18 protein-coding genes and 2 pseudogenes are annotated in these 19,232 nt (G+C 68.9%); 15 read left to right on the forward strand and 5 right to left on the reverse strand.

Going from position 1 to position 19,232, the window contains the following annotated elements:
* Nucleotides 1–549: 549 nt before the first annotated feature.
* Nucleotides 550–1,305, reverse strand: coding sequence for a toll/interleukin-1 receptor domain-containing protein (locus H577_RS16820; protein ID WP_051191540.1), 756 nt, complete (start codon nt 1,303–1,305; stop codon nt 550–552).
* A 187-nt stretch (nt 1,306–1,492) separates the two neighbouring features.
* Nucleotides 1,493–1,654 (reverse strand): annotated as a pseudogene (locus tag H577_RS17490) (zinc finger domain-containing protein); the annotation flags it as partial.
* Nucleotides 1,655–2,154: 500 nt separating this feature from the next.
* Here H577_RS17490 and H577_RS14620 point away from each other — a divergent pair.
* Both H577_RS14620 and H577_RS18245 read left to right on the forward strand, forming a co-directional pair.
* Complete coding sequence (locus tag H577_RS14620; RefSeq protein WP_144009639.1) at nt 2,155–3,279, forward strand: hypothetical protein; 1,125 nt, start codon at nt 2,155–2,157, stop codon at nt 3,277–3,279.
* 144 nt (nt 3,280–3,423) lie between these two features.
* Nucleotides 3,424–3,675 (forward strand): annotated as a pseudogene (locus H577_RS18245) (NlpC/P60 family protein); the annotation flags it as partial.
* 254 nt (nt 3,676–3,929) lie between these two features.
* On the opposite strand, the gene H577_RS0100905 reads toward H577_RS18245, so the two are convergent.
* Together H577_RS0100905 and H577_RS0100910 are read right to left on the reverse strand one after the other, a co-directional pair.
* On the reverse strand, nt 3,930–5,432 hold the full coding sequence (locus H577_RS0100905) for a multicopper oxidase family protein (protein ID WP_029144349.1): 1,503 nt from the start codon (nt 5,430–5,432) through the stop codon (nt 3,930–3,932).
* Nucleotides 5,433–5,644: 212 nt separating this feature from the next.
* The gene (locus H577_RS0100910) at nt 5,645–6,088 is read right to left on the reverse strand and encodes a hypothetical protein (RefSeq protein WP_029144350.1); all 444 of its coding nucleotides are present in this window, start codon (nt 6,086–6,088) and stop codon (nt 5,645–5,647) included.
* Nucleotides 6,089–6,238: 150 nt separating this feature from the next.
* Between H577_RS0100910 and H577_RS0100915 the strand changes: the two genes are divergently transcribed.
* Entirely contained in the window at nt 6,239–6,448 is a 210-nt protein-coding gene (locus tag H577_RS0100915; protein WP_029144351.1) for a heavy-metal-associated domain-containing protein, read from the forward strand.
* Between the two features lie 146 nt (nt 6,449–6,594).
* Nucleotides 6,595–8,874, forward strand: coding sequence for a heavy metal translocating P-type ATPase (locus H577_RS0100920; RefSeq protein ID WP_029144352.1), 2,280 nt, complete (start codon nt 6,595–6,597; stop codon nt 8,872–8,874).
* Nucleotides 8,875–9,055: 181 nt separating this feature from the next.
* On the opposite strand, the gene H577_RS0100925 is transcribed toward H577_RS0100920, so the two are convergent.
* A complete protein-coding gene (locus H577_RS0100925) occupies nt 9,056–10,123 on the reverse strand; it encodes a flavin-containing monooxygenase (protein WP_029144353.1) in 1,068 nt (355 codons plus the stop codon).
* 170 nt (nt 10,124–10,293) lie between these two features.
* Here H577_RS0100925 and H577_RS0100930 point away from each other — a divergent pair, with 170 nt between their 5' ends.
* The 11 genes from H577_RS0100930 to H577_RS16830 all read left to right on the forward strand — a co-directional run bounded on the left by H577_RS0100930 (nt 10,294) and on the right by H577_RS16830 (nt 19,135).
* Entirely contained in the window at nt 10,294–10,884 is a 591-nt protein-coding gene (locus H577_RS0100930; RefSeq protein ID WP_029144354.1) for a YdhK family protein, read from the forward strand.
* A 44-nt stretch (nt 10,885–10,928) separates the two neighbouring features.
* Entirely contained in the window at nt 10,929–13,121 is a 2,193-nt protein-coding gene (locus H577_RS0100935; RefSeq protein ID WP_084515714.1) for a heavy metal translocating P-type ATPase, read from the forward strand.
* 11 nt (nt 13,122–13,132) lie between these two features.
* On the forward strand, nt 13,133–13,489 hold the full coding sequence (locus H577_RS0100940; RefSeq protein ID WP_094458783.1) for a metal-sensitive transcriptional regulator: 357 nt from the start codon (nt 13,133–13,135) through the stop codon (nt 13,487–13,489).
* Nucleotides 13,490–13,533: 44 nt separating this feature from the next.
* Nucleotides 13,534–14,058, forward strand: a complete 525-nt coding sequence (locus H577_RS0100945; RefSeq protein WP_029144357.1) for a carboxymuconolactone decarboxylase family protein — start codon at nt 13,534–13,536, stop codon at nt 14,056–14,058.
* A gap of 268 nt (nt 14,059–14,326) precedes the next feature.
* Nucleotides 14,327–14,875: a hypothetical protein gene (locus tag H577_RS0100950; RefSeq protein WP_029144358.1), complete on the forward strand. Its 549-nt coding sequence runs from the start codon at nt 14,327–14,329 to the stop codon at nt 14,873–14,875.
* A gap of 285 nt (nt 14,876–15,160) precedes the next feature.
* The gene (locus H577_RS14625) at nt 15,161–15,919 is read left to right on the forward strand and encodes a hypothetical protein (protein ID WP_211217871.1); all 759 of its coding nucleotides are present in this window, start codon (nt 15,161–15,163) and stop codon (nt 15,917–15,919) included.
* 3 nt (nt 15,920–15,922) lie between these two features.
* On the forward strand, nt 15,923–16,519 hold the full coding sequence (locus H577_RS0100960) for a TlpA family protein disulfide reductase (protein ID WP_084515715.1): 597 nt from the start codon (nt 15,923–15,925) through the stop codon (nt 16,517–16,519).
* A 223-nt stretch (nt 16,520–16,742) separates the two neighbouring features.
* Complete coding sequence (locus tag H577_RS0100965; protein WP_029144360.1) at nt 16,743–17,243, forward strand: hypothetical protein; 501 nt, start codon at nt 16,743–16,745, stop codon at nt 17,241–17,243.
* A 420-nt stretch (nt 17,244–17,663) separates the two neighbouring features.
* Nucleotides 17,664–18,053: a TlpA family protein disulfide reductase gene (locus H577_RS17785; RefSeq protein ID WP_051191548.1), complete on the forward strand. Its 390-nt coding sequence runs from the start codon at nt 17,664–17,666 to the stop codon at nt 18,051–18,053.
* A gap of 6 nt (nt 18,054–18,059) precedes the next feature.
* The gene (locus H577_RS0100975) at nt 18,060–18,827 is read left to right on the forward strand and encodes a cytochrome c biogenesis CcdA family protein (protein ID WP_029144362.1); all 768 of its coding nucleotides are present in this window, start codon (nt 18,060–18,062) and stop codon (nt 18,825–18,827) included.
* The gene (locus H577_RS16830) at nt 18,827–19,135 is read left to right on the forward strand and encodes a hypothetical protein (RefSeq protein ID WP_051191550.1); all 309 of its coding nucleotides are present in this window, start codon (nt 18,827–18,829) and stop codon (nt 19,133–19,135) included. Before H577_RS0100975 ends, H577_RS16830 begins: the two co-directional genes overlap by 1 nt.
* Nucleotides 19,136–19,232: the final 97 nt, after the last annotated feature.

Here is a 19,232-nt window from a genome sequence, read left to right on the forward strand (position 1 = left end):
ACACCTCGGACGGACAGGATCCGCACCGGCTCGTCGTTCGTGCTCTGAGGGGCGGTGACCGATGCGAGCCAGCCCCCTTCCGGAGCAACGGGTGGCTTCTCGAACAGGCTCTTGGCGATCTCCTCGTACTCCGCCTCACCGATCGATTCACCGCTCGCGATGCGCGCCAAGGCGCGTTGCTGCCACCAGGGCCGGGTGGCAATCCATTCGAGTACGTCTTCGTATGCGGTCACTCTGTCTCGTTCTGTGTGAGGGCAATGCCCTGGTCTGGATGCTAGGCAGGTCAGGCGCGCACCACCAGGCCTTGCGCGGAGGAGTCATACACGTAGTCAGTTATCTCGCCGGACAGGATCATCGCGACCGCCTGGTTGATGACATCTATCGGCACTACGAACCACTCGGATGGGTCGTAGTCGCGGCCCTTTGCGCTTCACCAATTCTATCGGCGGGTAAGGCCGATAACCGGGCGTCGGCCCGTGGCACCGCGGACAGTGCTTCCAGGCACGGGTCGTCGATGGCGACGCCGATGTCAGGCGTGCCTATTGGCCGTCAGTCACCGGCGTCGCCCGGAGACAGCACCGCGCCCGCGATTTTTTCGGCGATGACAGGTACCGAGTCGCGAGCGGTCTCGAAGCCAGCGAGGTCGGGGAGGAAGCCACTGTACTCGGCCACATCGGCGAAAGTCACACCGTTGAGCACGGGGATCAACGTAGTCTTACCGAGGAGGACGCCGAGCTCGCGTTCGGTCCAGAATCGACCCGTCAGGTACGCAGGCGTGACAAGCACGACGCCCGAGCGAGCCTTGCGCAGCCCCTTGTCCATCTGCAGCGCCTGGCTCTGACCCGGGATGATCGCGACCTCGTCGAACCAGACGCGGACTCGGAGGTCTTCGAGCTCATCCTTCAGTTCCGTCGCGACCTTCGCCCCGTCGATTCGCGCGTAGCTCAGGAACACATCCCACTCACGGTCATCATGCCCAACCAGCTCGTGCTGCACCCGCTCGGTCAGCGCCTGTTCCGCCGGGGTGTAAACGACACGGCTGGTGCTGGCGGAGGTGCGGAGCTTGCGGTTGATCTCATCAACCGCCCGGCCAGCCTGTGCTGCGACTTGCTGGTTGTACGCGTTAGCCTGACGGATCTCGGCGTTCACGCGAGCATTGTGCTGATTGACGCGGTTCACCTCACGGTTGTACGCCTCGACCCGCCGCTTGTTCTCGCGGTTGACGCGATCAACCTCGCGCTGGATCTTCTGCTGCGCCTGCCTCAGCTTCGCCTGCAGTTGCGCTGTGTTGATGTTCCGTGCCATGTCTGGGATTCCTCTCGTGAACCGTCGTCAACAAGGCTACGAGTTGCCACCGACATTCAGGGACATCGGAATACACCCTCGTGCCACCGCAGTAGACGCGCAGATCGGAGCATTGCCTGGATGCTTCTACACGTTCACGTACAGCGAGTGGAAGCGGGCATCCCGCCCGGGCGAAACCCGCCCGCCCTCAGCCCAGAGAATCGTGGCGGCGGAATCTGCGTTTCCGCTGGCAGACCGGGCAGAAGTGCGACGATCTGTTCGTGAACGCGACCCGCACGATCGGCCGGCCGCATCGCGGGCAGGGCTGCCCCGTGCGGCCATAGGCGTTGAGCGAGTGCGCAAAATAGCCCCACTCCACACGTTTGTGACATTGATCTACGCGAAGTGAAAATGGAAGCGTTTCTCCTTGCCAAAGGCTGGTTTCGGCCGGCTGGCGAGTGCCCGTAGCGGGCTCCACGCCGGTTCCAATCAATGACTTCTGTATCTCAACGTACATCGGCTCCCTTCCAAGGGAGAAGCCGGCAGCCGAGGACCACGCTGCGCCGTCGACACCGCCTGCGGTATCTGAGGTTTCTGGACGAGTCTGTGGCGACTGGATGGCGTGGCAGACCTGAGGATCGGCACTCATGACCTCGTGCGTCGCCATCCCGGACGAGAGCAGTGTCGAGCCGCCGGCTGGCACCCGCATCGTGTCGTGCGCGGCTCGGCGTCAGAGCCCCCTGCCCCCTCGTCGGCGAGCGATCCGCGACCCACACGACTCGACCCAGCACGATCGCACAGAACCCTTGCAACTTATACCCTAGGGGGGTATGGTTCGATGAAATCGTCCCGCCGAAGGAGCTGAGATCCATGGATACGACAGCGGCAACTCCCAAGCTGACCCGAGACCCTCGACGGTGGGCAGCATCGACTACCCGGGAAGATCTGATCGCCGCCGCATTCGGACTGTGGCTGATGGGCGCTCTGTACACCGACGGCTGGGCTCATCTGAACGTGCCTGGCATGGAGACCTTCTTTACGCCCTGGCATGCCGTTCTCTACTCCGGCTTCGCCGCACTTGCCCTGTGGACGGCGCGACTGGGGTGGAAGCAGTGGCGAGCACGTCCCCACGAATCCGCATCCCAGTCATGGCCGCTTCGTGCACGGATGGCTTTCCCACCTGGCTACGGTCTCTCCGCGATCGGTGTCGGAGTGTTTCTGCTGGGTGGCGTGGGAGACATGCTGTGGCACACGTTGCTGGGCATCGAGACCGGCATCGATGCGCTGGTCTCCCCGACGCATCTTCTGCTCCTGGTGGGCGCGGGTCTCCTCGTCTCCGGCCCAGTTCGTGCTGACCGCCTCACGCGGCGCAGCGGTTCGCTCGTGTCCTGGCCGGCGGTGATCTCCTACGCCGTTGTCGCCGGGATCGCCGGCTTCTTCCTCAGCTACACCTCGGTTTTCGTCACACCGTTGGCCCGGATTCCGATGACCACGATCCCCGAAGGCGCTCCGGGTCATGAGGCCGGCGAAATGCCGACGTCACTGGGGCTGGCATCCTATTTGTTGACAACGGCATTGCTCACCGTTCCGCTGTTGATGGCCAGCAACGGCCGGCGACTCCCGACCGGGGCGATCACCATGCTCGTTGCGCTTGCGGCCATCCCGGGGGCCGCGTTGCAGAACTGGCAGAACATCGTGGCGGCGATTGCAGCCGTGCTGGGTGCTGCCGTCGCCGACATCGCCGTGTCCGCCGCACGGACTCGGCGGCCCGAACACCAGGGATGGGTTGCGGCAGTACCGCTGTTCGTATGGCCGGCACAGCTACTGGGACTGCATCTGAGTGTCGGGGTGGCATGGACCGTTGAACTCTGGGCCGGCGTGGTAGCCCTCACCGTTGTGGAGGCGGTGGTGCTCGGCCGGCTGCTGGTCACACCGCCAGATGATGCAGCCCAGCCCGCCACCCTGGGACACGGGCGATCACCGGCAACGCAGTGAAGCCGCCGGCCCCGGCTCCAGCGCAGCGGGGACCGACTCGACCAGCACCACCCCTAACTCGACCAGCGCTTCCGAGTTCACCGGCTTCCAGCAAGGGCGCGAACGGCAGTCGCCTTCGCCAAGTCCCAGCTCGGAAAACCCTACGAATTCGGAGCGACCGACCCCGGTTCATATGACTGCTCCGGCATCACCCAGACAGCCTGGGAAGCCGCCGGCGTCCAGATCAGCCGAACATCGCAGCCCCAATCCCGCGACGGCTCACCCGTCGCCATATCCGACTTTCCAAGCTGGCGACATCGTCTTCTTCTGCAACGCCACCGCACCCAGCGACGTCGGCAACGGAGTCATGATCCACACGCCGCGGCCGGGCAAATCGGTCGAGCACTCCAAGATTAGATGCATGCCGTTCTCCGGCGCACGACGACCCTGCTGATCCAACGCTTTGCCCCTTCTGGTCTGAAAGCGCCTCACGCCGCCGGGATCCTCTCCGTGAATCCCCTGTATGACCAGAGGACGCCGCTTGATCGCTCGATGGCCAAGAACCTCAACCAATTGGGTGTGCGCGGGAACCTGCAGCGGCCAACAACGACCCGTTTGCGCTTTGGCCCGTTTAACGCCGGGCCCCTTGGCCGCCGAGCTCGTCCGACAGGTCAACCCTGCTGGTAGGCGACAGCGGCCATCATCCCGGCCTCGCCGTGGTAGACGTTGTGGCAGTGCGTGAGCCAGCGGCCGGGGTTGTCGGCGTCGAACTCGACGCGGAGGGTCTTGCCGGGCAGGACGATGGAGGTGTCCTTGCGGGGCCCGCCGCCGGCGTGCTGGTAGGTGTGGCCGTGCAGGTGCATGGGATGCCACATCTTGGTGCTGTTCTTGAACTCCAGCGCGACGCGCTCCCCGTCGACGATGCCGAGGGCGTCGCGCATGGGCTGCTCCATGTCCATGCGCTTGCCGTTGATCGCCCAGTCGTACTTCTCCATGGCCCCGGTCAGCTCGAGGACGAGTGTGCGGTCCACGGCGCGCTTGGGCAGGGCGACCGCGCCGGTCGCCTTGAGGTCGGCCGCGGTGGCGGGAGCTTTCGTCTGCGGGAGCTTCGCGCCCTTGGCCGGGGCGCTGCCGGATCCGGTGCGCAGGACGGCGACGGCCTGGTCCTGCTTCCCGAGGGCTTCGGCCATGACGGCGAACGCGCCGTCGCCGACGGTGATGACGGCGTCGTAGCGCTCGCCCATGCCGAGCACGACGCTCTCGGCCTCGTGCGGCTTGACCGGGTAGCCGTCGGTGTGGGTGATGGTGAGCGGGTGCTCGGCGACGCCGAACCGGAAGGCGGTGTCGCCGCCGGCGTTGATGATCCGCAGTCTGATCTTCTGGCCCGGCTTCGCGGTGAAGGTTTCGGGGTCGGCCGCTGGCCTGCCGTTGATCAGGTAGAGCGGGTAGTAGACGTCGCCGGCGTCGCCGCCGAGCAGCGGCGAGGTCGCCCCCATCAGGGTGTTGCCCATCCGCATCGGCCCCATGTCCATGCCGCCGTGGTCCATCATGCCCCTGCCGAGTTCCTTCATCACCTGGTCGGGTGTCGCGGTGACGCCGTCGAGCCAGTCGTCGAGGACGATGATCCATTCCTGGTCGTAGTCGGCCTTCTCGTTGGGGTCGTCGATGATCAGCGGCGCGTACAGGCCGCGGTCGAGCTGGGTGCCCACGTGCGGGTGGAACCAGTAGGTCCCGGCCTGCGGGAGCGCGAACTGGTAGGAGAACGTCCCGCCTGGCTCGACCGGCTTCTGGGTGAGGTTCGGCACCCCGTCCATGTCGTTGCGCAGCGCGAGCCCGTGCCAGTGCACGGTAGTCGGGTCGGGCAGCTTGTTGGTGAGGGCGACCTTGAGGGTGTCGCCGACGTTGCCGCGGATCGGCTTGGTCGCCGACGCTCCGGTGAAGGCCCAGGTCTTCGCCTCTTTCCCGGCCAGGTCCACGGTGGCCGGTTCGGCGGTCAGGGCGCGCTGCACGGTCGCGCCGGTGCGGCGGCGCTTGGATTCGGCCTTCGCGACGGCGGCGCTGTCGGGCCCGACGAACGAGGTGGGCTTGCTGGTGGAGGTGCAGCCGGCGAGGCCTGCGGCGGTGAGGGCCAGTGCGCCGGCGAGGAACTGGCGGCGGTTCAGGTCGGTGTGCATGGTTGAACGATGTCCTTCTGTGTCGATGGTGAGCGGTGCCACGGGCATCGGCCTCGACGCGCTCGACGACCACGGTTGATCGGATGCGCAGGCTCGAGGGCCCTCGGGAGAGGGGTCAGCGCCATCTGGGCGCGATGCCGTCGCAGATGCAGGGCAGGGTCATTGGCCTGCCCCCGATGGGCAGGAGCGCCGATGAGGGCGCTCCCCGCTGCTCACGTTCGATAGATCGACAGTTCCAGGTGCGACAGGGCCAGCCTTCGGGGCGTCTGGAGCAACAGCACCGGCTCGGGCGCGGGGCCGAGCTCGGGCAGGGTCGCGGCGAGCGGGGCCGGAAGGACGGGGATGCTCTTGCCGGTGGGCCCAGGGACGCAGGTGGAGCCTGAGCCGCTGCTCATGGCACCCGCGCAGCCGCCGGAGCCGTGGACCATGCCGTGCGATCCGGACGTCGACGACGAGGGGACGGCCGCCTCGGCGGTCAGAGCTGGCGTCGCCGGGGCGGAATGCTTCATCGAGGCCATGGGGGCGCTCATGGCCGTGGCCCCGGCACCGCTGACCAGCGAGTGCATGCCGAGGAGGCCGGCGATCAGCAGGGCCGCGAGGACGAAGAGCTGCAGCCGGTGCCGGCTGCAGCGGGGTTCGGCGGTCGCGGTCTCCACGCTGCACAGCATACCCCGGTGGCGTATCCCGTCTCCAACGGAGGATCCGTCGACGAGGCGCACGCCCCGCCTTGCGAGAATACCCAGCAGGGGTATACGGTTACTCGTACGCGGTACCCACCGGGGGTATCTCTACTGAGGAGGCAATCGATGGCTGCGAACGAGTACCAGGTGACGGGCATGACCTGCGGGCACTGCGAGATGTCGGTCCGCGAGGAGGTCAGCGGGGTCCCCGGCGTCGAGGACGTCGAGGTCAGCGCGCAGACCGGCAAGCTCGTCGTGTCCGGCTCCGGCGATATCGACGACGCGAAGGTCCTAGCCGCTGTCGAGGAGGCCGGCTACACGGCCGTGCGCGCCTGACGACACCACCACCAGCGCGGCTCACGCTTCCCGTCGACTCCGATGGCGACGGGGGCTGAGCGCGCACCACTGATCGCACGGGGTATGACTGCCCTGCGCACGAGCCGGACGCCGCAGAGCCCGGAGGAGAGAAAGGACGGCAGAGGATGACTGCACCAGCGCCGCTCAGCGCGGACGCCGGCATCGAGCTGGAGATCGGCGGGATGACCTGCGCCTCGTGCGCGAACCGGATCGAGCGCAAGCTCAACAAGCTCGACGGCGTCACCGCGTCGGTCAACTACGCCACTGAGAAGGCCAAGGTCACCGTGCCCGCGGACTACGACCCCGCGCTGCTGGTCGCCGAGGTCGAGAAGACCGGCTACACCGCGGCCCTGCCCAAGCCCCCGAGCTCGACGACCGCCGAGTCGGCTGACGGCGAGAGCGAGGAGGCCGACCCGGAGCTGACCTCGCTCAGGCAGCGGCTGATCGGGTCGATCGTGCTCACCGTCCCGGTGATCGCGATGTCGATGATCCCGGCCCTGCAGTTCACCTACTGGCAGTGGGCCTCGCTGACCCTGGCCGCGCCGGTGATCGTCTGGGCGGGCTGGCCGTTCCACAAGGCGGCGTGGACCAACCTCAAGCACGGCACCGCGACGATGGACACGCTCGTCTCGATGGGCACCTCGGCGGCGTTCCTGTGGTCGCTCTACGCGCTGTTCCTCGGCCACGCCGGCATGCCCGGCATGAAGCACCCGTTCGAGTTCGCCCTGGCCCGCTCCGACGGCGCGGGCAACATCTACCTCGAGGCGGCCGCCGGGGTGACGATGTTCATCCTCGCCGGCCGCTATTTCGAGAAGCGCTCCAAGCGCCAGGCCGGCGCGGCGCTGCGCGCGCTGCTCGACCTCGGAGCGAAGGAGGTCTCGGTGCTGCGCGACGGGGCCGAGGTCAAGATCCCGACCTCCGAGCTGGCCGCGGGCGACGACTTCGTCGTCCGCCCGGGCGAGAAGATCGCCACCGACGGCACCGTCGTCTCCGGCACCTCCGCGGTGGACGCCTCCATGCTCACCGGCGAGTCCGTGCCCGTCGAGGTCGGCGAAGGCGACCCGGTCACAGGGGCCACCGTGAACGCCGGCGGCCGCCTGGTCGTCCGGGCGACCCGCGTCGGCTCGGACACCCAGCTGGCGCAGATGGCCAAGCTCGTCGAGGACGCCCAGTCCGGCAAGGCCGCCGTCCAGCGGCTGGCCGACAGGATCTCGGGCGTGTTCGTCCCGATCGTCATCGCCATCGCGCTCGTCGCCCTCGCGGCATGGCTGATCTCCGGGGCCGGCGTCTCGGCCGCGTTAACCGCCGCGGTCGCGGTCCTGGTCATCGCCTGCCCCTGCGCCCTCGGCCTGGCAACCCCCACCGCCCTGCTGGTCGGCACCGGCCGCGGCGCGCAGCTGGGAATCCTGATCAAGGGCCCCGAGGTGCTGGAGTCCACCCGCAAGGTCGACACCGTGGTGCTGGACAAGACCGGCACCGTCACCACCGGCAAGATGACGCTCGTCGAGGCGATCGCCGAGCCCGGCACCGACCGCGCCGAGCTGCTGCGCCTGGCCGGGGCGCTGGAGGACGCCTCCGAGCACCCAATCGCCCAGGCCATCGCCAAGGGCGCGGTCCAGGAGGTCGGGCAGCTCCCGACGCCGGAGGACTTCGCCAACGTCGCGGGCAAGGGCGTGCAGGGCGTCGTCGACGGCCACGCCGTGCTCGTCGGCCGCGAGTCCCTGCTAGCCGACTGGTCCCAGCACCTCTCCCCCGACGTCGCCGCCGCCAAGGCCGCAGCCGAGGCCGAGGGCAAGACCGTCGTCGCCGCCGGCTGGGACGGGCAGGCCCGCGGGATCCTCGTCGTGGCCGACACGGTCAAGCCGACCAGCGCCGAGGCGATCCAGGGCCTTAAGGGCCTGGGCCTGACCCCGGTGCTGCTCACAGGAGACAACGAGGCCGTGGCCAAGCGGATCGCCGCCGAGGTCGGCATCGACCAGGTCATCGCCGAAGTCCTGCCCAAGGACAAGGTCGACGTCGTCGCCCGCCTCCAGGGCCAAGGGAAGGTGGTGGCGATGGTCGGCGACGGCGTCAACGACGCCCCGGCGCTGGCGCAGGCCGACCTCGGCCTGGCCATGGGCACCGGCACCGACGTCGCCATCGAGGCCTCCGACATCACCCTCGTGCGCGGCGACCTGCGCGCCGCGGTCGACGCGATCCGGCTTTCCCGCAGGACGCTGGGCACGATCAAGGCCAACCTGTTCTGGGCCTTCGCCTACAACGTCGCGGCCATCCCGGTCGCGGCCCTGGGCATGCTCAACCCGATGCTCGCAGGCGCGGCGATGGCCTTCTCCAGCGTCTTCGTCGTCGGCAACAGCCTCCGCCTGCGCGGGTTCCGCAGCATCGTCCCGGTCCGCGCACGATGATCCGGCCGTGATCAGCGGCGGCGAGACCGGCGTGGGCCGCGGTCCATCAAGCCTTGCGCTGAGCGGCGCAAGTCACGGGGCCCAGACGGGCGCGCGAGCACCGGGCCATCGGTTCACCGCGTGTGCGCCCGGACCTGGTCGGTCATACACGGTCCTGCGTGACGGCGTTGGAGATGGCCTTCTAGCTGTGGCCCGGCAAGGTTGTCGTGATCTGCTGGGCGATGGTTCGAGCGTCGTGTTGGACGAATCCCAGCAAGGCCGATCCGATTGTGGTCTGCCACGGTCGGCCGACGGTGTAGAGGCCGGCAGCGCCGGTCACGACACCGCGCTCGTGTCGGAGCCGCGACCAGTCGTCCAGTACGCCATCGATCCCGATCCAGGAGTCGTCGATCACGAAACCGGTTGCCCACAGGACCGCGTCAACTTGCAACGACGAACCGTCGCTGAACCCGACGAGCCGACCTTGACCGCCGACCAGCCGGGGCCGGAAGGAGACGCCGCGCTGTGTCAACTGGCGGCGGGACGAGCCGATGACGGTGCCGTCGTTGGCCTGCATCTTCCTGCCCAGCGGGCTGTTGGCCGCGACCCGGAGCAGCCCGAGGCGATCCTGCCACCAGAAGATGTCCCGGCCCAACGGTCGCTGCGGCACGCAGGCGTTCTGCCGGCCCTCCGACAGCACGACGCGTCGACCGGCAGAGGCCAGTTCGGCAGCGATCTGAAAGCCGGAGTTTCCGCCGCCGACCACGAGCACGACGCCATCAGGAAACCGCGTCGGGTTGCGGTAGTCGGCCGTGTGGACCTGGACCACCGCGGCCAGGCCGGTCGCCACGGGTGGCACGAACGGCTGGGAGAACGGCCCGGTGGCGATGACCACCTGCCGCGCGGTGATGGTGCTACCGGCAGCGGTGCGTGCTCGGAAGTGGTCGCCTGAGGTTTCGAGCCGGGTCAGGCGGGTGTTCAGGCGGAGGGGCGGTTCCAGCCAGGTGGCGTAGCTGCCGAGGTAGTCGGCCACCTGATCCCGCCCCGGGTAGGTGTCGGTCGGTGCAGGGAACGCCCGGCCCGGCAGGTTCGCGTACTGAGCAGGTGTGAAGAGCTTCAGCGAGTCCCACCGCGAGCGCCAGCTGTGGCCGATCGCCGGGCCGGCGTCGACGATGAGAAAGTCCACGTCCCGCTGCAGCAGGTGGTAGCCCACCGCCAGCCCGGCCTGGCCGCCACCGACGACCAGAACCTCATGATCGACAGCTGTCATCAGCCCGGCAGCTCACTTCCGCTCGTGTCGCCCGCCATGCGTCGATCCAAGCACAAGCGGCGCTCTCCTGCCCGGGGCGCGGCCAACAACACGATGACCACGTTGATGGAATACCCCATAGGGGTATATGGTTGCTAAGACCAGGATCGAGACGAGGATACGGAGTCCACATGCGAAAGCGACTGACAGCAGCACTGGCCGCGGGAGTGCTCGGCGGAGCGCTGGCCCTCGCCGGATGCACCAGCGCCGGCCAGGACCATCAGGGCCACGGCAGCAGCTCAGCCAGCACCCCGGCCAGCAGCGACGGCGGGATGGACCACTCGTCGATGGAGCACCCCATGGACGGCGGGCCCGCGCCCGCGGGCATCAAGACCGCCGCCGCCCCGAAGTACCCGGTCGGCACGAAGGTGATCCTCACCGCCGACCACATGATGGGCATGGACGGCGCGAAGGCCACCATCGTCGGGGCCTACAGCACTTACACCTACGCGGTGGACTTCGCCCCCACCACCGGCGGCGAGCCGGTCAAGGACCACAAGTGGGTCGTCCAGCAGGAGATCAAGGACGCCGGTAGCAAGCGGCTGGCCGACGGCACCGAGGTCACGCTGGAGGCCGAGCACATGAAGGGGATGAAGGGCGCGAAGGCCACCATCGCCTCCTCCACTGACGAGACCGTCTACATGGTCGACTACGAGGCGGGCGGCATGAAGATGACCAACCACAAGTGGGTCGTCGAGAGCGAGATCAAGCCGGCCGCCTGAGCCGGCCACCACCGCAGAGCAGTGCCCGGACAAGGGAAGCAGCAATGACAGATCCGAACGCGCACCAGCACCACCACGGCGACGCCGCAGACGCAGCCGCCGACAGGGGACACGCTGTCGCGACCACCGTGCCCGGCCATGGGGATGACCCGCACGCCGGGCACGAGGGCCACGCCACGCATCAGGGGCAGCACGGCGACCACGCCGCGCACGACGAGAAGGGAGACCGCGCCGGCCATGGCGGTCATGGAGGCCACGGCGACCACGTGGGCCAGTTCCGGCGGCTGTTCTGGATCAACCTCGTCATCGCCGCTCCGGTGGTGGCGCTCTCGCCGATGTTCGCGATGCTGCTGGGCTACTCGGTGCCCGGCTGGTCGGGCTGGGTCGCAGCGGTGCTGGGCACCGTCATGTACGCCTGGGGCGGCAAGCCGTTTCTCACCGGTGCCTGGAGCGAGCTGAGGAGCCGCAAGCCGGGGATGATGCTGCTGATCGCGCTGGCGATCACCGTGGCGTTCTTCGCGTCCTGGGCCGCCACCCTCGGGCTGGTCGACCACGAGCTGGAGTTCTGGTGGGAGCTGGCGCTGCTGATCGTGATCATGCTGCTGGGGCACTGGATCGAGATGCGCTCCCTGGCCCAGACCACCTCCGCGCTGGACTCCCTGGCCGCGCTCCTGCCCGACGAGGCCGAGCGCGTCGAGGGCGACGACGTCGTGAAGGTCGCGCCGGCCGAGCTGCGCGTCGGGGACGTCGTCATCGTCCGCCCCGGCGGCAGCATCCCCGCCGACGGCACCGTCGTCGACGGCCGCGCCGACATGGACGAGTCGATGATCACCGGCGAGTCCCGGCCGGTCGCCCGCGGCGAGGGCGACCCGGTCATCGCCGGCACGGTGGCCACCGACTCCGGCCTGCGGGTGGAGATCACGGCCACCGGGGACGACACGGCCCTGGCCGGCATCAACCGGCTCGTCGCCGAGGCGCAGAGCTCGTCTTCCCGTGCCCAGCGCATCGCCGACCGCGCCGCCGCGTGGCTGTTCTGGTTCGCCCTCGGAGCGGCTCTGATCACCGCGACCGTCTGGACGCTGGCCGGGTCCCCCGACGACGCGGTCGTGCGCACCATCACCGTCCTCGTGATCGCCTGCCCCCACGCCCTCGGCCTGGCGATCCCGCTGGTCGTCTCCATCGCCACCGAGCGCGCCGCCCGCGGCGGCGTCCTGGTCAAGGACCGGCTGGCGCTGGAGTCCATGCGTCAGGTCGACGCCGTGCTGTTCGACAAGACCGGCACCCTGACCAGGGGCGAGCCCACCGTCACCGGCGTCGAGCCGACCGGAGACCTGGACGCCGACCAGGTGCTCGCCCTGGCAGCCTCGGCCGAGGCCGACAGCGAGCACCCGCTCGCCCGGGCCATCGTCGCCGCCGCCAAGGACCGCAGCCTCGCGTTCGAGCCCGGCAGCGGCTTCACTTCCTCGCCCGCCGTAGGCGTCACCGCGACCGTGGCCGGCCACGAGGTCCGCGTCGGCGGGCCCCGGCTGCTCGAGGAGACCGGACAGTCCGAGATCGACGCGGCCGACGCCTGGCGCGGCGAGGGCGCGATCATCCTGCACGTCCTGCGCGACGGGCAGGTGGTCGGCGGGCTGAAGTTGGCCGACGAGGTCCGTCCGGAGTCCCGCGACGCCGTCGACGCCCTGCACCGGCTCGGCGTCGAGGTCGTCATGATCACCGGCGACGCCGAGGCCGTGGCGAACGAGGTCGGACGGGAACTCGGCATCGACCGCGTCTTCTCCGGCGTCCGTCCCGAGGACAAGTCGGCGAAGGTCGCCCAGCTGCAGCACGAGGGCAAGAAGGTGGCCATGGTCGGCGACGGCGTCAACGACGCCCCGGCGCTGGCCCAGGCCGACGTCGGCATCGCTATCGGCGCGGGCACCGACGTCGCCATCGCCTCGGCCGGGGTCATCCTGGCCAGCTCCGACCCGCGCTCGGTGCTCTCGGTCATCCAGCTGTCGAAGGCCGCCTACCGGAAGATGAAGCAGAACCTGTGGTGGGCCGCCGGCTACAACCTCGTCTCCGTGCCGCTGGCAGCCGGCGTCCTCGCACCTGTCGGATTCGTGCTGCCGATGTCGGTCGGGGCGATCCTGATGTCGCTGTCCACCGTCGTCGTCGCCCTCAACGCCCAGCTGCTGCGGCGCATCGACCTCACCCCCGAAGCCAGCACCCGCTCCGTCCTGGAGCGCCAGAAGTGAAGGACACGCCCATGACACTCGACACCACCACAGACGGCATCGGCACCGTCAGCCCCGCCACCGGGGCCGACGCCGGTGCACACCAGCACGGCTACATCAGCGACAAGGACCGCTACCTGGCGCGCATGAAGCGCATCGAGGGCCAGGCCCGCGGCATCGCCAAGATGATCGACGAGGAGAAGTACTGCATCGACATCCTCACCCAGGTCTCGGCGCTCACCCGAGCTCTGCAGGGCGTCGCGACCGGATTGCTCGACGACCACCTCAAGCACTGCGTCCTCGACGCCGCCAAGCTCGGCGACGACGGCGCGGCCATCGCCAAGATCCAGGAAGCCACCGACGCGATCAACCGGCTCGTCCGGTCCTGAGGCTCGACGAGCAGCGCACCCGCGCACACCAAGGAGAGGGACCCATGCCCCGTTTCGACCCGCTGACCGCCGAGACCGCCGTCGGCTCGTCCCGGGACCTGCTCGGCGAGCTCGTCGAGCGCCACGGCACCGTGGGCGACATGGTCTCCACGATGGCCCACTCCCCGGCCGTCCTCGGCGGCTACCTGCAGCTGAGCCGGGCCATGCGCCGCGCCAAGCTCGACCGGAGGATCAGCGAGCTGATCTCCATCGCCGTGCAGGCGCAGCAGGGCTGCGGCCTGTGCCTCGACGCCCACGTCGCGGCCGCCCGCTCCCTGGGCGTCGCCGAGGAGGAGATCAGCCTCGCCCACCAGGGCACGTCGAGCGATCCCGCCATCTCGGCGATCATCCGGCTCGGGCTGCAGGTCTATCGGGAACCGACCTCCGTCACCGACGAGCAGATCGCCGAGCTCCGCGCGTTCGGCTACAGCGACCGCGCGATCGCCGACGTCGTCGGCGTCGTCGCGCTCAACATCCTCACCGGCGCGTTCAACCTCGTCGCCGGGCTGGGACCCGAGGACCAGCACTGACGCCCGAGGGCATTCTCTTCGGCGACCCGACTGTGCACGGGGCCTTTCGACCGGCGGGTGCGGGCCGCGTCGTCGGCCTCGCACCGGCTGGCCTGGCAGCGGGAGCCGTGCTCGCAGCAGTCGCACTGGCCTCGGCCAGAGCGGGGTCTGGCGGTCAGCTCCCGGGTCGGATTGGCATGTCGCCGGTGTTTGCCGAATACTTGTCCGGGGCCGCGGCGTGCTCCGCGGCACTCTGGGGCCACCGAATCGAGCGGAAGGCGGGAAGGCAGTGCAGCGTTTCCTGAGCATCGCGCGCCGCTTCTCGCCGGTGCTCGCGGTCCTCACCGTCGCAGCTCTGCTGATGCTGCAGCCGCCGGCTCGCGCCGCTGACCATTTCTCGATGTCTGCGTCACTGGGCACCGTCGCCGCCGGTGCGGGCGCTGCCGAGATGGCGACCGGTCATTCCCCGGCGAACAGCGCTCCCATTGTGGTCCACGGCCAGTTCTCGACCAAGAACGTCGGTGACCAGCAGGCGGCCGCGGCCGCCGACCCCCTGTCCATGGGGACCGTGTCCTCCGGGATGGGCATGGCGTCGGGCTGCGGCGCGGACTGCGGCTCGCCGGCGAGCCCGTCCCCGGGGCCGATGGACTGCGTCGCAGCGGGCTGCCTGATCCTGCTGGTGCTGCTGGTCGGGATCGGAAGCCTGCGGCCGGCAGCCCGCGGAGGCGGCTGGTCGCTTCCGCGCCCAGCACGGCGCACTCTCATTGAATCGTTGGTCCTCCGCTGCTGGGCTCGCCCTCCGCTGAGCCTCGCCGAGCTGTCGATCAGTCGCACCTGAGCCGGTCGCAGGTCCATCCGCGCCCGTTTCGGGGCAGCAGACATGCAGCCGTGGCCGTTCCCAGCCGGAGAACCGGCAAGTAACCACGGACCCGGCAAGTAACCACGGAACCTGTGGGCGGGTGTGCCGACCCGCGACGCTCGCGACGCCCCGGAGTCCATTCTCTGACGACTCCTTTGACAACTCGCGACGACCCCACCGGCTGGAGTTGAGCGGTCCATGCATCCTCGGCGACGTCGGGCACGTCTTCCCCGGTGGCCGTCGACCATCCCAGCTGAGAGACCCATGACCAAGAACCAGAAATCATCCACTAAGTCTTCGAAATCGTTGCCATCGCAGCGCTCGACCGGCGGGCGTACGGCCAGCAGCCGGTCCGCGCGGGACCGGCTGCGGCAGATGCAGCTCCAGGAGGCCAAGGCCCGCCGGACTCGACGGCTGATCACGGGTGCCGCGATCGCCGTCGTGGTGCTGGCCGTCGCCGCCGGAGCGGTGGTCATCGCCAGCCTCCAAGGCGGAGGATCCGGCGACCCCTCCGGCGGGTCGGCCGCCGCCGCGGGGCGTCGGGACCTGCCGCCATGGTCGCTGCCCGCCAACACCTCTGACGCGGCGAAGGCCGCCGGCCTCCGAGTCGGCCCGATGGAGGGAACGGCGGCCCACTTCCACTCCCACCTCGACATCAGCGTCAACGGGCAGCCCATCGCCGTGCCGGCCAACATCGGCGTCGACCCCGCTAGCGGCCAGATGTCGGAGCTCCACACCCACGACGAACGCGGCGTGCTGCACGTCGAGGCCCCCACCGCCGACGGCCGCTACACCCTCGGCCAGGTCTTCACCGAGTGGCAGGTCCGCCTCGACGCCGAAGGCATCGGCGGACTGGACAACAGCAACACCGACAGCCTGCGCGCCTACGTCGACGGGAAGCGATTCCAGGGAGACCCCGCCACGATCCAGCTCACCGCCCACCGGCAGATCTCACTGGTCTACGGGCCGCGAGACGCCACCGACGACCCGGCGGCCAGCTACGCCTTCGAGCAGGGCGAGTAGACGATGCCAGCGAGAGGACCACAGACCGCGGCCCGGACCGTTGCGCTGGCCGCCGTCGTGCTGAGCGTGACGCTGGCCGCGGGCTGCACGAAGTCCATCGACTCCGCCTCGCCGTCGAAGGACGGCGGCTCCGCCGGGCCGGCCTCCGGTGTGCAGCTCTATCAACCCGGCCAGCGCAAGCCCGCCTCGACCGCCGGAGGGCCGGACGTCATGACCGGCGAGAACGTGACCACCGACCATCCCGGCAAGGTGGTCGTGGTCAACGTGTGGGCGTCCTGGTGCGGGCCCTGCCGCAAGGAGGCTCCCGACCTCGCCGCCGCGAGCCGTGACACGGCCAAGACGGCCCGGTTCGTCGGCCTCAACATCCGCGACGACCGCGAAGCCGCGCAGGCCTTCACCCGCGCCTTCAAGACCCCCTACCCGAGCATCTTCGACCCCGAGGGCAAGCAGCTCGTCAGGTTCTCCGGCCAGCTGTCGACCACAGCGATCCCGACCACCCTGGTGATCGACCGCGACCGGCGCAGCGCAGCCCGGATCACCGGCCCGGTCGACCGCGACACCCTCGTCGCGCTCATCACCGACACCGCCAACGGCAAATAGCCGACGCCCCGATGAGTGCCGGACGGGCAAGGGAGGTGCTGGAATCGAACGGAGGCTGGAGCCCCGGCGGTGAGCGGGGACATGCCCGTGGCGCTGCCGGTGGCCTTCTTCTCCCGGGCACGTCCCGATGGACACCCTGCCGCTGCTCCTACACTCAGCTTGCGTTTAGCTCGGCCTCGCCGCAGCGCGACTGATTAGTCTCCATCTGAGGTACGGTGTGCCTGTGCGCGTGCGCCCGAGCCTGACATCCAGCCGATTCCTGGGCTGGATCGTCGTCCTCGTCGCTGCCGTCGCAATCGTGTTCGGGGCGGCAGTCACCGTTCAATCCGGCCAGAAGTCGGCGACGCCGCATGTCGAAGCTGTCAGCCCGGCGGTGCATCGGCAAGTCCTGACCGAGGAAGGCCAAGCGGTTGATCACGGCTGGCAGACCGTGGGGGTGGCGTCCGTGTCGCCGCCTGTTCCCGCAGCCCAGGTGAGCGGCGGTTTCTCGATGACGCCGTCCTCCGGCTCCGACCACGGACCCGGCGACGGCAGCTGCCCACTTCTCGCCGCGGCATGCATGATCGCCCTGATGGTAGTCCTGGTGAGCTGGAGGCTCCGTCGACCCGGCACATCGGTGATCCGCATCCTGCCGCGGATGGCGACCCAGGTCCCGCAGGTCTCCTCCGTGCGCTACATGCCAGCGGCTCGATCTCCACTCATGTTCGGGATCAGTCTGACCTGATCGATGAAGGGGAGGCACAGCCTCTCCCGCTGCGGTTGACTTCCATAGCGCGACCCTCTACCGCCCATGTCGCGGCGAGACGCCCGCGCTGTTCCCTGCGTGCATCGCCACGTTCAGCTGGCGCACCGTCGGCTGCCCCTTGTTCGCGCGAACCCGCTCGCGTTCGGTGTTCGGCATCGGTGTGCCCGTATTCGGAGATCCCAAATGCTTCATCTCGTCAAGCCCGGCCCGGTAAAGGCCCGGCGTGTCGTTGTCGCGGCCGCCTCGGCCGCTCTTCTTCTCGTTACTTCGGCCTGCAGCACTGGTGCCGGTGCATCCCCGACTGGTGGCACCAGTCGCGGAGCAGTCCCCGATCCGGGACTGGTTCTGTTCAAGCCGTCCGACCGGCAACGAACCGCCGTTGCTGAAGGGCCCAAGGTCATGGGATCGGGGACCGCGACCACGAGGCATCCGGGCAGGGTCGTGGTGATCAATGTCTGGGCCTCTTGGTGCGGCCCCTGCCGCAAGGAGGCACCCGACCTGGCCGCTGCCAGCCGCAGCACGGACGAGGTCGCCCGCTTCGTCGGTCTCAACATCAGGGACCAGCGCGATGCCGCGCGGGCGTTCAGCCGTGCCGTCAAGATGCCGTATCCGAGCATTTTCGACCCCGAGGGGCAGCAGCTGGTCAAGTTCTCCGGGCAACTGTCGACCACCGCCATCCCGACAACGTTGGTGATCGACGAGCAACAGCGCAGCGCGGCCCGAATCACGGGCCCTGTCGATCGCGACACCCTGATCCAATTGGTCAACGACACCGCCGACGGCAGGTGAGCGGCAATGCTTGATCAACTGGCCGCATGGGCGACACAGTCGGTGAGCGGGTCGATGCCGGTGGCCCTCCCGGTCGCCTTCCTCGCCGGTTTGGTGTCGTTCTTCTCCCCCTGCGTCATCCCGCTGTTGCCTGGCTACATCTCCTACGCCACTGGCATGTCTGCCGCCGACCTCGTCGCCGGCGGCTCACGGATGCGTCTGGGACGGACCTTGATGGGCAGCAGCCTGTTCGTCGCCGGGTTCGGCGTGGTCTTCGTTGCGAGCGCGTCACTGGCCGGGCTGCTGGGCAGCAGGTTCATCACCTGGCAGGACCCGCTCACCCGCGTCATGGGCGTGATCATGATCGGGCTCGGACTGGCCTTCACTGGCCTCCTCCGCTTCGCCCAGCGCGACCTGCGACTCAGTTGGCTGCCTCGCTTCGGGCTTCTCGCGGCCCCGCTGATCGGCTTCGTGTTCGGGCTGGGCTGGACGCCGTGCATCGGGCCGACCCTCGGGGTCGTGTTGACCATGGCGATGAGTCAGGCGACCGCAGCCAAAGGGGCGTGGCTGGCCATCGCCTACACGCTCGGACTCGGCATCCCGTTCATCGCCGCGGCGATCGCGTTCAACAAGATCAGCACGGCCGCCCGCGCCCTGCGGAACCGGCAGCAGTTGATCATGCGCATCGGCGGTATCTCCATGATCATAGTCGGCCTGCTGATGGCCACCGGCCTGTGGACCAACGTGATCGGTGCGCTCCGACAATCCATCAGCGGATTCGTGACGGTGATCTGATGAAGCAACCAGGCAGCAACAGCACTCCCGAAGAACGTCGTCGAAAGCAACGCCAACGCGAGATGAACCGCCAACTGCGCGTGTGGACTCCGCGCCGCGTCGTCGGGTGGATCCTCGTCGTGCTAGCGGTGGTGATGGGCATCACGCACTGGCTCGCGCACCTGGGATGGCGACCGATCCCACTGGCCATGGGCTGGCAGGATCTGCTGCTCGGCTACCCAGCCGCAGGCCTTCTCGCCATTGCCGGCGGGGTCGTCATCGGCGCGCGCACCCACCGGCCTGGATCCGGGAACCGTGGCCATCACTGATCCCGCTCACAGATTGCCGCACCACATGTCCCGAAACCGGCACTGACAGCAAGGCAGAAGTATGCACCCCCACACGCCAACGGCAATGCCCTTGACA

Source organism: Microbacterium luticocti DSM 19459, from assembly GCF_000422405.1.
Classification (GTDB): Bacteria; Actinomycetota; Actinomycetes; order Actinomycetales; family Microbacteriaceae; genus Microbacterium; species Microbacterium luticocti.